Source organism: Conyzicola sp., assembly GCF_046714715.1.
Classification (GTDB): domain Bacteria; phylum Actinomycetota; class Actinomycetes; order Actinomycetales; family Microbacteriaceae; genus Conyzicola.
On the sequence record NZ_JBKKAD010000064.1, the window covers coordinates 1 to 14,501 of the forward strand.

Below are 14,501 nucleotides of genomic sequence, written 5' to 3' on the forward strand. Positions count from 1 at the left end.
AACTCCGCCCCGACCTCGTCATCATGGACGTGAAGATGCCCCAGCTCGACGGCATCTCCGCCGCGGAGCGCCTGACCAAGAACCACATCGCGCCCGTCGTGCTGCTCACCGCCTTCAGCCAGAAAGAACTGGTCGAACGCGCCTCCGAGGCCGGCGCCCTCGCCTACGTCGTCAAGCCCTTCACGCCCAACGACCTGCTGCCGGCCATCGAGATCGCCCTCAGCCGCTACACCCAGATCATCACGCTCGAGGCCGAGGTCGCCGACCTCGTCGAGCGTTTCGAGACCCGCAAGCTCGTCGACCGCGCCAAAGGCCTGCTCAACGAGAAGATGGGCCTCACCGAGCCCGAGGCGTTCCGCTGGATCCAGAAGGCCTCCATGGACCGCCGCCTCACCATGCACGACGTCGCCCAGGCGATCATCGAGCAGCTCAGCGCCAAGAAGTAGCACTCCTGCGAACGAGCCCGTCACCCTCGGTGCCGGGCTCGCTCGCGTTAACCGCACGCTGCGGAGGTTCTGCGGTGCGCCCGTCCGAACGCCCGCACCGCGACCAAGGCGCAGCAATGCGGGCCGCCCCCAACCGACGCGCCGTTTTATTGCTGGCGCTGTCGAATATTCGGCCGCGGAAGTGAAAAAACGCAGCGCGTCGGGGTGGTGGGGGAGCCTCAGCGCCTGTCGCGCAGCATGTTCGTCATGCGCACGGTCGACAGGCGCCGGCCTTCCGCGTCCCGCACGACGATCTCGTGCGTCGCGAGGGTGCCTCCGAGGCTGAGCGCCGTACAGGTGGCGGTGACCGTGCCCGAGGTCACCGAGCGGCTGTGGGTCGCGTTGATCTCGATGCCGACGGCGAAGCGTCCGGGGCCGGCATGGATTGCGGATGACACGGAGCCGAGCGATTCCGCGAGCACGACGTGCGCCCCGCCGTGCAGCAGTCCCACGACCTGACGGTTGCCCTCGACGGGCATCGTCGCGACCGAGTGGTCCGCCGACAGTTCGACGAATTCGATGCCCATCTTGACGGCCAATTCGCCTCCGCCGCTCTCAACCAGCCGTTCGACGAGTTCTGGATCGAGATCTGTGGGGAAGGTGGTCATGGCACTCTCTCGTTCGGCCCAGCGTGTCGGTGACCGAGGCTAGGCTGGCTGTCGTGTCGGACAACGAAAAGCCTACCCTCCTGATAATCGACGGCCATTCGCTGGCGTTCCGCGCGTTCTACGCGCTGCCGGTCGACAGTTTTATGAACCGTGAGGGGCAGCACACCAACGCGATCCACGGCTTCATCGCCATGCTCATCAACCTGCTGAAGGCAGAGAAGCCCACCCACCTCGCGGTGGCGTTCGACATCTCCCGCTTCTCCTTCCGCACGCGCGAATACCCGGAGTACAAGGGCACCCGCGGCGAGACGCCGGTCGAGTTCATCGGCCAGATCCCCCTGCTCGAAGAGGCGCTCAAGGCGATGGGCATCCCCACCGTCTCGAAGGAAGACTACGAAGCCGACGACATCCTCGCCACGCTCGCCCGTGAGGGCGCCGAGCAGGGCTTCCACGTCTTCGTCGTCTCCGGCGACCGCGACGCGATCCAGATGATCAACGACGACGTCACCCTGCTCTACCCGAACGCCCGCGGCGTCTCCGAACTCAAACGCTACGACCGCGACACTGTATTCGAGCGCTACGGCATCGAACCGCACCAGTACCCCGACATCGCCGCGCTCGTCGGCGAGACGAGCGACAACCTCATCGGCATCGACAAGGTGGGGGAGAAGACCGCGGTCAAGTGGATCGTGCAGTACGGCGGACTCGACGGCGTCCTCGAGCACGCCGACGAGATCAAGGGCGTGGTCGGCGAGAAGCTGCGAGAGCAGAAAGACCGTGCCATCCGCAACCGCAAGCTCAACCACCTGCTCACCGACGTCGACCTGCCGTTCGGACCGGCCGACCTCGAGCGGCAGCCCATCGACGAGACGGCCGTGCGGGCCGTCTTCGACAAGCTGCAGTTCAAGACGCTGCTCGAGCGGGTGCTCAAACTCGCCGGAGAAGACGGACACCTGCGTGAATCGGATGGCACGGCTCTCGCCGTGGCAGAGGTGGAGGAGACCGCCGTGCCGCCCGTGCGCACCATGGTCGACGAGGAGCTCGCGAAGTGGCTCGACACCCAGTCGGCTCACGGCACCGTCGCCCTCGGCCTGCGGGTCGAGACGCACGGCGGTATCGTCACCGCCCTCGGCATCGCGTCGCCGAAAGACAGCGCCTTCGTGCCCTGGGAGCCCGACCGGCCCGACTACGCGGCCCTCGAGTCGTGGCTCGCCGGCGACGCACCGAAGTATCTGCAGGGGTCCAAGCAGCAGCTCAAGGCCCTCCGCCGGTCCGGCCTCCAGCTGGGCGGAATCGCGTTCGACACGAGTCTCGCCGCCTGGCTGCTCAAGCCCGCCGGCAAGACCGACGACCTCGCCAGCCAGGTCTACGACTTCCTCGGCGAGACCCTGCCCCAGGCCGACCCCAACCAGCTCGTGCCCGACACCGACGCCGTGAGCCTCGCGACCGAGGCCTGGTACGTGCTGCGGGTCACCGAGTACCTCGCCGAGAAGCTCGGCCAGAGCGACCGCAAGGTGCTCGACGAGATCGAGCTGCCCCTCGTGCCGGTGCTGGCCACGATGGAGCTCGACGGCATCGCCGTGAACCAGCCGATCCTGTCGAAGCTGTCGGGCGAGCTCGCCAACGTCGCCGCCGACCTCGCGAGCCGCGCCTACGCCGAGATCGGCCGCGAGGTGAACCTCGGCTCGCCCAAGCAGCTGCAGCAGGTGCTGTTCGAAGAGCTGAACATGCCGAAGACCCGCGCCAACAAGACGGGCTACTCGACCGACGCCGCAAGCCTCACCGACCTGCAAGAGCAGTCGCCGCATCCGTTCCTCGACCTGCTGCTCAAGCACCGCGACGCGACCAAGCTGCGGCAGATCATCGAGACTCTCGAGAAGGCGGTCGACGCGAACGGCCGGGTGCACACCACCTACGACCAGACCGGCACGAGCACCGGCCGCATCTCGTCGAACGACCCGAACCTCCAGAACATGCCGGTCAAGACGTCGGTCGGCCGCGAGATCCGCTCCGCTTTCGAGAAGGGCGAGGGCTTCAGCACCCTGCTCACCGCCGACTACTCGCAGATCGAGATGCGGATCATGGCGCACCTCTCCGGCGACGAGGGTCTCATCACCGCCTTCAACGAGGGCGAAGACCTGCACCGCTTCGTCGGCTCGACCGTCTTCGGGGTGGAGCCGGCCGACGTGACGCCGCTCATGCGAACCAAGGTCAAGGCGATGTCGTACGGCCTCGCCTACGGGCTGAGCGCCTTCGGCCTGTCGAAGCAGCTGCGCATCGAGTCGAGCGAGGCGCGCAAGCTGATGACCGACTACTTCGACCGCTTCGGCGCGGTGCGCGACTACCTGCGCAACGTGGTCGAGCAGGCCAGGGTCGACGGCTACACCGAGACGATCTACGGCCGCCGCCGCCCGTTCGGCGACCTCAATTCGTCGAACCGGGTACTGCGCGAGAACGCCGAACGCGCCGCGCTCAACGCGCCGATCCAGGGTTCCGCCGCCGACATCCTCAAGATCGCCATGCTCGGCGTCGCGAGCGACCTGCGCGACCAGGGCCTCGGCTCGCGGCTGCTGCTCCAGGTGCACGACGAACTCGTGTTCGAGGTGGCCCCCGACGAGCTCGAGACCCTCACGGCAATCGTGCGCGACCGCATGGGCGGGGCGGCGCAGCTGCGCGTGCCGCTCGACGTGCAGGTCGGCACCGGCCCCAACTGGGATGCCGCGGCGCACTGATGACCGCCCTCACCGATCTGCTCGCCGAGCAGTCGATCGTGCTCGATGCGACGGCGACCGGCGCCGACGACGCGATCGCCCAGGCCGGCGCGGCCCTGATCGCCGCCGGGGCGGTCGACTCCGAGTACACCGCCGCCATGCTCGAGCGTGAGCGCTCCGTGTCGACCTACGTGGGGGAGGGCGTCGCCGTGCCCCACGGCACCCTGGCATCGGAAGCAGAAGTGCAGCGGGATGCCCTCGTTCTCTTGCGCTTTGCCGACCCGATCGACTGGAATGGCAACGACGTGACCGTCGTCATCGGGCTCGCAGCCCGCGGGCGAGGACACGTCGGTCTGCTGTCGCAACTCGCGGCCGTGCTGCTCGAACCCGAGCGGGCCCTGGCCCTGCGCGAAGCGACGAGCACCGCCGACGTGCACCGAGCCCTCTCCCAGTAAGCACCTCGCAGTAGCACCGACGAAGGAGCCCCGCATGGCCGAACGAACCGTCACCGTCGCATCCGCCGTCGGTCTGCACGCGCGGCCGGCGTCGCTCTTCTCGCAGGCGGCCGCCGCAACCGGGGTCACCGTCATGCTCACCTCGGCGGCCGGACGCAGCGTCAACGCGGCGAGCATCCTCGGGGTGCTGTCGCTCGGCATCGCCCACGGCGAACGGGTCACGCTCTCCGCCGAGGGCGACGGCGCGGATGTCGCGATCGACACCCTCGCGACGGTGCTCGAGACCGACCTCGACCGGGAATAGCTCGACGAGCGAATAGCTCGACGAGCTCATAGCTCGACGAGCTAATAGCTCGACGAGCTCATAGCTCGTTAGGCTCGCAGGATGAGCGAAGCACAGAACACCGCCCGCCAGTCCACGCCGACCGACGCCGTCGCCGAGAAGTGGGTCGACACCGAGCTCGACGTCTATCCGGAGTACCGCGTCTACCTCGGGCGCCCGGGCCGCGAGGGCGAGTACGCCGACTACTCGCCCGCCGGAGTCGAGCAGGCCATCGCCCACACCCGCGCCGCCCTCGCCGACATCCGCGCGGTCGCGCCGCTGGACGACGTCGACACCGTCACGAAGATGGACCTCGAACGCGAACTGCAGCTCACCATCGACAAGCACGAGGCCGGATTCGACCAGCGCGACCTCAACGTGATCGCGAGCCCGGCACAGGAGCTGCGCGACATCTTCGACCTCATGCCGACCGACACGGTCGACGACTGGTCGCACGTCGCCACCCGCATGCACAACCTCCCTGCCGCCATGGCCGGCTACATCGAGTCGCTTCGCTCGGGCATCACGGCCGGCAACGCACCGGCGATCAGGCAGGTCACCGAGGTCATGGCGCAGGCGAAGAAGCAGACGGCCACGTCTGGCTTCTTCTTCCAGCTGGCCGCGAAGGCGCGGGCCGGCGAGGCCGAACTGCCCGCCTCTGTCGTCGCCGACCTCGAGAGCGGCGCGCGGGCGTCCGCCGAAGCGTACGGCTCGCTCGTGAGCTTCCTCGGCGACGAACTCGCCCAGCACGCCCCCGAGAAAGACGCCGTGGGCCGCGAGCTGTACGCGCTCGCCTCGCGTGGTTTCCTCGGCGCCACGATCGACCTCGACGAGACCTACGAGTGGGGCATCGACGAGCTCGCCCGGATGGTCGCCGAGCAGGAGTCCATCGCCCGAGAGATCAAGCCCGGTGCATCCGTCGAAGAAGCCATCGAATTCCTCGACGGCGACCCGACACGCAAGCTGCACGGAACCGACGCGCTGCAGCGCTGGATGCAGGAGACGAGCGACCGCGCGGTCGAAGAACTGTCGCGCACGCAGTTCGAGATCCCGGATGTCGTCAAGCGCCTCGAGTGCATGATCGCACCGACCCAAGAGGGCGGCATCTACTACACGAACCCCACCGACGACTTCTCCCGGCCCGGCCAGATGTGGTGGAGCGTGCCCGAGGGCGTCACCGAGTTCGACACCTGGCGTGAACTCACGACCGTGTATCACGAGGGTGTGCCCGGCCACCACCTGCAGATCGGGCAGGCCGTGTACAACAAGACGATGCTCAACACGTGGCGGCGCAACGCGGGAACGTCGGGTCACGCGGAGGGCTGGGCGCTGTACGCCGAGCGCCTGATGCAGCAGCTCGGCTATCTCGACGACCCCGCCGACCGGCTCGGCATGCTCGACGGGCAGCGCATGCGCGCCGCCCGCGTCGTGCTCGACATCGGCGTGCACCTCGAGAAGACGTTGCCCGACGGTTCCGGGCCGTGGACGGGGGAGTACGCGTTCGGTTTCCTCGGCGCCAACGTGAACATGAGCCCCGAGTTCGTGCGGTTCGAGGTGAACCGCTACCTCGGCTGGCCCGGACAGGCGCCGTCGTACAAGGTGGGGCAGCGCATCTGGGAGCAGCTGCGCGACGACGCGGCGGCCCGGGAGGGAGCGGCCTTCGACATCAAGGCGTTCCACAAGCGGGCCCTCGACATCGGCGGCGTCGGCCTCGACACGCTCAAGGCGGCCCTCGAGCCGCGGGTTGCGCGTTAACCCGCGCGATTCGGTATGCTGGAATGTCACATTCGTGACACAACTATCCGCCCGCCATCGGCGAACATCCAGATCCATCTCGCCGCTGGCCCGAATTATGCCCTTACTGGAGCACTAACTACATGACACTCGTAACGCCCGCCAAGGCGCCCAAGCAGGTCGCGATCAATGACATCGGATCCGCAGAAGACTTCCTTGCAGCGGTCGAAAAGACGCTGAAGTTTTTCAACGATGGCGACCTCATCGAAGGTACCGTCGTAAAGATCGACCGTGACGAGGTTCTCCTCGACGTCGGTTACAAGACCGAGGGTGTAATCCCCTCCCGCGAACTCTCCATCAAGCACGATGTAGACCCGAGCGAGGTCGTCCAGGTGGGCGACACCGTCGAGGCTCTTGTCCTCCAGAAGGAAGACAAAGAAGGCCGTCTCATCCTGTCGAAGAAGCGCGCTCAGTACGAGCGTGCGTGGGGCGACGTCGAGAAGATCAAGGACGAAGACGGAATCGTCACCGGTTCGGTCATCGAGGTCGTCAAGGGTGGCCTCATCGTCGACATCGGTCTTCGTGGCTTCCTTCCCGCCTCGCTCATCGAGCTGCGCCGCGTTCGCGACCTCACGCCGTACCTCGGCCAGGAGATCGAAGCGAAAATCCTCGAGCTCGACAAGAACCGCAACAACGTCGTGCTCTCCCGCCGCGCGCTCCTCGAGCAGACGCAGAGCGAGAGCCGCACCACGTTCCTCGCGAACCTCGCCAAGGGCCAGGTCCGCAAGGGTGTCGTCTCCTCCATCGTCAACTTCGGTGCATTCGTCGACCTGGGCGGCGTAGACGGTCTCGTCCACGTTTCCGAGCTGTCGTGGAAGCACATCGAGCACGCCTCCGAGGTCGTCGAGGTCGGCCAGGAAGTCACCGTCGAGATCCTCGAGGTCGACCTCGAGCGCGAGCGCGTGTCGCTGTCGCTCAAGGCCACCCAGGAAGACCCGTGGCAGGTATTCGCCCGCACCCACGCAATCGGACAGGTTGCACCGGGTAAGGTCACGAAGCTCGTTCCCTTCGGCGCGTTCGTTCGCGTTGCAGAGGGCATCGAGGGCCTCGTTCACATCTCCGAGCTCTCGGGCAAGCACGTCGAGCTCGCCGAGCAGGTTGTCTCGGTCGGCGACGAGGTATTCGTCAAGGTCATCGACATCGACCTCGAGCGTCGCCGCATCTCCCTCTCGCTGAAGCAGGCGAACGAGGGCGTCGACCCCGAGGGTACCGAGTTCGACCCGGCACTCTACGGAATGCTCACCGAGTACGACGAGGCCGGCAACTACAAGTACCCGGACGGATTCGACCCGGAGACCCAGGAGTGGAAGGAAGGCTTCGAGACCCAGCGCGAGAAGTGGGAGCAGGAGTACGCTGCGGCCCAGGCTCGCTGGGAGTCGCACAAGAAGCAGGTTGCAGCCGCAGCCGTCGAAGAGGCCAACCCCTCCTCGGGCGACGTGCCCTCCGGCGCCTCGACCTTCTCGAGCGACTCGGCTTCGGCCGGAACGCTCGCTGACGACGAGTCGCTCGCGGCTCTTCGCGAGAAGCTCAGCAACAACTCCTAGTCACTAGGAACCATCGAATGGCCGTCACCCTCGCGGGTGGCGGCCATTCGTCGTCTGCGCAGCACCACGAAGAGCACGATCAGGCCGGCGATCGCCACGATCACGAGCACCGGGATAAGAATCGCGAAGAGCGAGAGGGTCACGCTGCTCACGTCTTCGGCGAAACTGAGCACCGGGGCGGCGAGTCCGAAGGTGGCGGCGTTGGCGACCGGCCGCACGGCCGTCTTCGCGCCGTGCACGAGCAGAGCGATCACGACGCCGGTGACGATCGGCACCCACTGGTTCGACGAGAAGAACGCGGCGGGGTCGGTGACCGCGGCGGTCTCGCTCGCAGAGCCGCTGCCGAACACGATGCCGCCCGACGCGGGCCGCACCACGGTCTGGATCACGTCGTTCACCGAGTCGACCGCCGGAATCTTGTCGGCGAAGAACTCGATCACGAGCAGCACGGCGAGGATACCGAGCACCCACTCGTTCTCGAGCCAGGCCCAGTTCGCCGGCAATTCGATGAAGTCGACGAACCGGGCACCGAGGCCGAGCAGCAACATCGGGATGTAGGCGTTGAGGCCGGCCGCGAAAGCGAGTCCGGTTCCCGTCAGAATCTCCAGCACGACACTTTCCTTTCGCTGCGCCGAGGCCAGCCTCTCGTTCGGCCGAGGCTAGCATTGCTGGAATGTACCTGATCGGGCTCACCGGGGGAATCGCCTCCGGCAAATCTGTCGTCTCCGCACGTCTCGCCGAGCGAGGGGCGGTGGTGGTGGATGCCGACGTACTCGCACGTGAGGTCGTCGAGCCGGGCACACCGGGTCTCGCCGCCATCGCAGACCGATTCGGTCCGGGGGTCATCGCCGCCGACGGCACGCTCGACCGTGCCGCGCTCGGCGCCATCGTCTTCAGCGATCCGCAGGCCCGTCTCGCGCTGAACGCCATCACTCATCCGGCCGTGTGGCACCGGGCCCGCGAACTCTTCGACGAGGCCGCGCGCAACGACCCGGGGGCGATCGTCGTCTACGACGTGCCGCTGCTCGCCGAGGCCGCCGCCGACCGGCCGATCACCTTCGACCTCGTCGTGGTGGTCGACGCCAGCGCCCCGACCCGGCTGAAGCGGCTCGTCGAGCTGCGCGGCCTGAGCGAGGAGGAGGCGCGCAACCGTCTCAACTCGCAGGCGACCGACGCGCAGCGCCTGGCGATCGCCGACGTGGTCATCGACAGCAACGGTTCGCTCGACGAGACCCTCGCCCAGGCCGACGCCCTCTACGCCCGCATCCTCGCGTCGTAGCACCGCCGCGCACCGGCCAGCGCGTGTCGGAGGCCGAGCCTAAGCTGGAGCAATGGAACCCACGCGCGCCGTTCGCCCCTTCGAAGTCGTGAGCGAGTACGTCCCGAGTGGCGACCAGCCGACCGCGATCGCCGAGCTCGCCGGGCGGGTGAACGCCGGCGAGACCGACGTCGTGCTGCTGGGTGCGACCGGTACCGGTAAGTCCGCCACCACGGCCTGGCTCATCGAACAGGTACAGCGCCCGACGCTCGTGCTGGCGCACAACAAGACCCTCGCGGCGCAGCTCGCCAACGAGTTCCGCGAACTGATGCCCAACAACGCCGTCGAGTACTTCGTCTCGTACTACGACTACTACCAGCCAGAGGCCTACGTGCCGCAGACCGACACGTTCATCGAGAAAGACTCCTCGATCAACGCCGAGGTCGAGCGCCTGCGCCACTCCACTACCAACTCGCTGCTCAGCCGGCGCGACGTCGTGGTCGTTTCCACCGTCTCCTGCATCTACGGCCTCGGCACCCCCGAGGGCTACATGGAGGCCATGGTGGCCCTGCAGGTCGGCATGCAGATCCCGCGCGAGACGCTCATCCGCAAGTTCGTGTCGATGCAGTACCAGCGCAACGACGTCGACTTCTCGCGCGGCAACTTCCGCGTACGCGGCGACACCATCGAGATCATCCCGATGTACGAAGAGCTCGCCATCCGCATCGAGATGTTCGGCGACGAGATCGAGGCCCTCTACTCGCTGCACCCGCTCACCGGCGACATCGTCAAGAAGCTCGATGCCGTGTCCGTCTTCCCCGGCTCGCACTACGTCGCCGGAACCGACGTGATGCACCGCGCCATCGGCACCATCAAGCACGAGCTCGAAGAGCGGCTCAAAGAGCTCGAGAAGCAGGGCAAGCTGCTCGAGGCCCAGCGGCTGCGGATGCGCACGACGTTCGACCTCGAGATGATGGAGCAGATCGGCTTCTGCAACGGCATCGAGAACTATTCGGCGCACATCGACGGCCGGTCGCCCGGGGAGGCACCGCACTGCCTCATCGACTACTTCCCCGACGACTTCCTCGTCGTGATCGACGAGTCGCACGTCACCGTGCCGCAGATCGGCGCCATGTACGAGGGCGACGCGAGCCGCAAGCGCACCCTCGTCGAACACGGCTTCCGGCTGCCGAGCGCGCTCGACAACCGCCCGCTCAAGTGGCCCGAGTTTCTCGACCGGGTGGGCCAGCGCGTCTACCTGTCGGCGACGCCCGGCAAGTACGAGATGGGCATCACCGACTCGGTCGTCGAGCAGATCATCCGCCCCACGGGCCTGCTCGACCCCCAGATCGTGGTCAAGCCCACCAAGGGCCAGATCGACGACCTGCTCGAGCAGATCAAACTGCGGGTCGAGCGCAACGAACGCGTGCTCGTCACCACCCTCACCAAGAAGATGTCCGAAGAGCTCACCGAGTTCCTGGGGGAGTCGGGCGTGCGCGTGCGCTACCTGCACTCCGACGTCGACACCCTGCGCCGCGTCGAGCTGCTCACCGAGCTGCGCCAGGGCGTCTACGACGTGCTCGTCGGCATCAACCTGCTGCGTGAGGGCCTCGACCTCCCCGAGGTCTCGCTCGTCGCCATCCTCGACGCCGACAAGGAGGGCTTCCTGCGCTCGTCGACGTCGCTCATCCAGACGATCGGTCGCGCGGCCCGCAACGTCTCGGGCGAGGTGCACATGTACGCCGACGTGCTCACCGACTCCATGAAGCGCGCCATCGACGAGACCGACCGGCGCCGCGAGAAGCAGATCGCCTACAACCTCGAGAAGGGCGTCGACCCGCAGCCGCTGCGCAAGAAGATCGCCGACATCACCGACGCCCTCGAGCGCGAGAACGCCGACACGGCCGCCCTGCTCGCCGGCCGAGGCGACGGGCGCAAGAAGTCGCCGACGCCCAACCTGCGCCAGCACGGCAAGGCCGCGGCGGGCGCGAACGAGCTCGAGGGCATCATCCGCGACCTCAACGACCAGATGCTGTTGGCCGCGGGCGAACTGAAGTTCGAGCTCGCCGGCCGCCTGCGCGACGAAGTCGCCGACCTCAAGAAAGAACTGCGCCAGATGGAGGCGGCAGGGCACCTGCGCTGACGCCGCGGGCGGCGTGCACAGACGAACCTGAGTACGCACTGAGCGAACCCGTCCATGCAATGTCGGTGGCATCCATACAATTGTGAGAGTGTCGATTTCTCCTGTAACTGGTGTGCCCACGCTCAACGTGCGCGGAGCCAGGGTCCACAATCTCAAGAACGTCGACCTGGAGATCCCGCGCGACTCCCTTGTCGTTTTCACCGGTCTGTCGGGGTCGGGCAAGTCGAGCCTCGCGTTCGACACCATCTTCGCCGAGGGCCAGCGCCGCTACGTCGAGTCGCTGTCGGCGTACGCCCGCCAGTTTCTCGGCCAGGTCGACCGTCCCGACGTCGACTTCATCGAGGGCCTGAGCCCCGCCGTCTCGATCGACCAGAAGTCGACCAACCGCAACCCGCGGTCGACCGTCGGCACGATCACCGAGATCTACGACTACATGCGCCTGCTCTGGGCGCGCATCGGCGTGGCGCACTGCCCGGTCTGCGGCGAGAAGATCCAGCGCCAGACGGTGCAGCAGATCGCCGACCAGCTCATGGAGCTCGAGACCGGCACGCGCTACCAGGTGCTCAGCCCCATCGTCTCGCAGAAGAAGGGCGAGTTCGTCGACACCTTCCGCGAGCTGGCCGCGGCCGGCTACTCGCGCGCCGTCGTCGACGGCGAGGTCATCCAGCTGAGCGACCCGCCCACGCTGAAGAAGCAGGTGAAGCACGACATCTCCGTCGTGGTCGACCGGCTCGTGGCATCCGACGACGCGCTCACGCGACTCACCGACTCCCTCGAGACGGCCCTGCGCCTCACCGACGGGCTCGTCGCCATCAACCTCGTCGACGAGACGGGTCCGGATGCGACGCGCACGTTCAGCGAGAAGCTTTCGTGCCCGAATAATCACCCCCTGCAGCTCACCGAGATCGAACCCCGCACCTTCTCGTTCAACGCCCCGTTCGGCGCCTGCCCCGAGTGCTCGGGGCTCGGTACCCGCATGTCGGTCGATGCCGACCTGCTCATCGCGGACCCCTCGGTGAGCCTCGCCGACGGCGTCATCCTGCCCTGGGCCCAGTCGGGAAAGGGCCTGTTCAACTACTTCGAGAAGCTGCTGCTCGGCCTCTCGCAGGATCTGAAGTTCTCGCTCAAGACACCGTGGGGCGAGCTGTCTCCCGAGGTGCAGGACGCGATCCTCAAGGGCAACAACTTCGAGGTCACGGTCAAGTGGAAGAACCGCTTCGGCCGCGAGATGAAGTACTCCACCGGTTTCGAGGGTGTCATGCCCTACATCGAGCGCAAGTTCCTCGAGGCCGAGACCGACGTGCAGCGCCAGCGGTTCGCGAACTACCTGCGCGAGATTCCCTGCCCCGTCTGCAACGGCAAGCGCCTCAAGCCCGAGGTGCTCGCGGTCACGGTCGACGGCCAGAACATCTCCGACGTGTGCGAGCTCAGCCTCGCCGACTCCTACGCGTTTATGAACACCGTCGTGCTCAGCGAGCGCGATGCGAAGATCGCCGCGCAGGTGCTGCGCGAGATCCGCGTGCGTCTCGAGTTCCTCATCGAGGTCGGGCTCAACTACCTCAACCTGTCCCGCGCGGCCGCCACCCTCTCGGGCGGCGAGGCGCAGCGCATCCGCCTGGCCACCCAGATCGGTTCGGGGCTCACGGGTGTGCTCTACGTTCTCGACGAGCCCTCGATCGGGCTGCACCAGCGCGACAACCGCCGCCTCATCGAGACCCTGGTGAAGCTCAAGAACCTGGGCAACACGCTCATCGTCGTCGAGCACGACGAAGACACCATCCGCACCGCCGACTGGGTGGTCGACATCGGACCGGGCGCGGGCGAGCACGGCGGGGTCGTGGTGCACTCGGGCAGCTACGAGAAGCTGCTCGAGAACACCGAGTCGGTCACGGGCGACTACCTCGCCGGACGCCGGTCGATCGCGACGCCGAAGAAGCGCCGCAAGGTCGACAAGAAGCGCCAGGTGCGGGTCGAGGGAGCGAAGGCCAACAACCTGCGCAACGTCACCGTCGACTTCCCGCTCGGCGTCTTCACCGCCGTCACCGGCGTGAGCGGTTCGGGCAAGTCGAGCCTGGTCAACGACATCCTCTACAAGGTGCTGGCCAACGAACTCAACGGCGCCCGCCAGATCCCCGGCAAGCACACCCGCGTCACCGGCCTCGAACACCTCGACAAGGTCGTGCACGTCGACCAGAACCCGATCGGTCGCACGCCGCGGTCGAACCCCGCCACCTACACCGGCGTGTTCGACAAGATCCGCAACCTGTTCGCCGAAACGCAGGACGCGAAGGCCCGCGGCTACCTGCCCGGTCGGTTCAGCTTCAACGTCAAGGGCGGCCGCTGCGAGAACTGCTCGGGCGACGGCACCATCAAGATCGAGATGAACTTCCTGCCCGACGTCTACGTCGCGTGCGAGGTCTGCCACGGCGCACGGTACAACCGCGAGACCCTCGCGGTTCGCTACAAGGGCAAGAACATCGCCGAGGTGCTCGACATGCCGATCAGCGAGGCCGCCGACTTCTTCGAGGCCATCGGAGCCATCCACCGCTTCCTGAAGACGCTCGTCGACGTCGGCCTCGGGTACGTGCGCCTGGGCCAGAGCGCCACGACCCTGTCGGGCGGCGAGGCGCAGCGCGTCAAGCTCGCCACCGAGCTGCAGAAGCGCTCCAACGGCCGCAGCATCTACGTTCTCGACGAGCCGACCACCGGCCTGCACTTCGAAGACGTGCGCAAGCTGCTGCTGGTGCTGAACAGCCTGGTCGACAAGGGCAACACCGTGCTCGTCATCGAGCACAACCTCGACGTCATCAAGAGCGCCGACCACATCATCGACATCGGTCCGGAGGGCGGCGCGGGCGGCGGCCAGGTGCTGTCGACCGGTACGCCCGAGCAGCTCGCGAAGATCGAGGGCAGCCACACCGGCTTCTTCCTCAAGGAGATGCTGGAGGGCGTGCGCGCCTAGGCGTGCCTCGGTATCGATGAGGATCAGGCCATGAGCGACACCGTCACGTGGCGACCGAAGGCGGGGGAGATCCCGACCGCGCCGGGCGTCTACCGCTTCCGCGACGCCGGCGGGCGGGTGCTCTACGTCGGCAAGGCCAACAGCCTGCGCGCGCGGCTGGCCAACTACTTCCAGCCGCTGCGCAGCCTGCACGAGCGCACCCGGCGCATGGTGCTCTCC

The 14,501-nt window shown here is 67.0% G+C and carries 12 protein-coding genes; 10 read left to right on the plus strand and 2 right to left on the minus strand.

The window, feature by feature from the left end; all coding sequences use genetic code 11:
• The coding region (locus ACLQ6X_RS05090) for an ANTAR domain-containing response regulator (protein WP_411699089.1) at positions 1–446 on the plus strand (446 nt) is incomplete at its 5' end.
• Positions 447–664: 218 nt separating this feature from the next.
• Here the strand turns inward: ACLQ6X_RS05090 and ACLQ6X_RS05095 are convergent.
• Positions 665–1,093, minus strand: coding sequence for a PaaI family thioesterase (locus tag ACLQ6X_RS05095; protein WP_411699090.1), 429 nt, complete (start codon positions 1,091–1,093; stop codon positions 665–667).
• 53 nt (positions 1,094–1,146) lie between these two features.
• Between ACLQ6X_RS05095 and polA the strand changes: the two genes are divergently transcribed.
• The 5 genes from polA (at position 1,147) to rpsA (ending at position 7,919) form a co-directional block, all read left to right on the plus strand.
• A complete protein-coding gene (polA, locus tag ACLQ6X_RS05100; RefSeq protein WP_411699091.1) occupies positions 1,147–3,825 on the plus strand; it encodes a DNA polymerase I in 2,679 nt (892 codons plus the stop codon).
• Complete coding sequence (locus ACLQ6X_RS05105) at positions 3,825–4,259, plus strand: PTS sugar transporter subunit IIA (protein WP_411699092.1); 435 nt, start codon at positions 3,825–3,827, stop codon at positions 4,257–4,259. Before polA ends, ACLQ6X_RS05105 begins: the two co-directional genes overlap by 1 nt.
• 34 nt (positions 4,260–4,293) lie before the next feature.
• Entirely contained in the window at positions 4,294–4,563 is a 270-nt protein-coding gene (locus tag ACLQ6X_RS05110) for an HPr family phosphocarrier protein (RefSeq protein ID WP_411699093.1), read from the plus strand.
• Positions 4,564–4,644: 81 nt separating this feature from the next.
• Entirely contained in the window at positions 4,645–6,336 is a 1,692-nt protein-coding gene (locus tag ACLQ6X_RS05115) for a DUF885 domain-containing protein (RefSeq protein ID WP_411699094.1), read from the plus strand.
• A gap of 122 nt (positions 6,337–6,458) precedes the next feature.
• On the plus strand, positions 6,459–7,919 hold the full coding sequence (gene rpsA, locus ACLQ6X_RS05120; RefSeq protein WP_411699095.1) for a 30S ribosomal protein S1: 1,461 nt from the start codon (positions 6,459–6,461) through the stop codon (positions 7,917–7,919).
• On the opposite strand, the gene ACLQ6X_RS05125 is transcribed toward rpsA, so the two are convergent.
• Complete coding sequence (locus tag ACLQ6X_RS05125) at positions 7,916–8,530, minus strand: DUF4126 domain-containing protein (protein ID WP_411699096.1); 615 nt, start codon at positions 8,528–8,530, stop codon at positions 7,916–7,918. The two genes, rpsA and ACLQ6X_RS05125, sit on opposite strands and share 4 nt — an antisense overlap.
• A 62-nt stretch (positions 8,531–8,592) precedes the next feature.
• Here ACLQ6X_RS05125 and coaE point away from each other — a divergent pair, with 62 nt between their 5' ends.
• The 4 genes from coaE to ACLQ6X_RS05145 all read left to right on the plus strand — a co-directional run.
• Complete coding sequence (gene coaE / locus ACLQ6X_RS05130; protein ID WP_411699097.1) at positions 8,593–9,198, plus strand: dephospho-CoA kinase; 606 nt, start codon at positions 8,593–8,595, stop codon at positions 9,196–9,198.
• A gap of 52 nt (positions 9,199–9,250) precedes the next feature.
• Positions 9,251–11,320, plus strand: a complete 2,070-nt coding sequence (uvrB, locus tag ACLQ6X_RS05135) for an excinuclease ABC subunit UvrB (protein ID WP_411699098.1) — start codon at positions 9,251–9,253, stop codon at positions 11,318–11,320.
• A gap of 88 nt (positions 11,321–11,408) precedes the next feature.
• Positions 11,409–14,282, plus strand: a complete 2,874-nt coding sequence (gene uvrA / locus ACLQ6X_RS05140; RefSeq protein ID WP_411699099.1) for an excinuclease ABC subunit UvrA — start codon at positions 11,409–11,411, stop codon at positions 14,280–14,282.
• A gap of 30 nt (positions 14,283–14,312) precedes the next feature.
• Positions 14,313–14,501: GIY-YIG nuclease family protein (locus ACLQ6X_RS05145; RefSeq protein ID WP_411699100.1), on the plus strand; the 189-nt coding region annotated here is incomplete at its 3' end.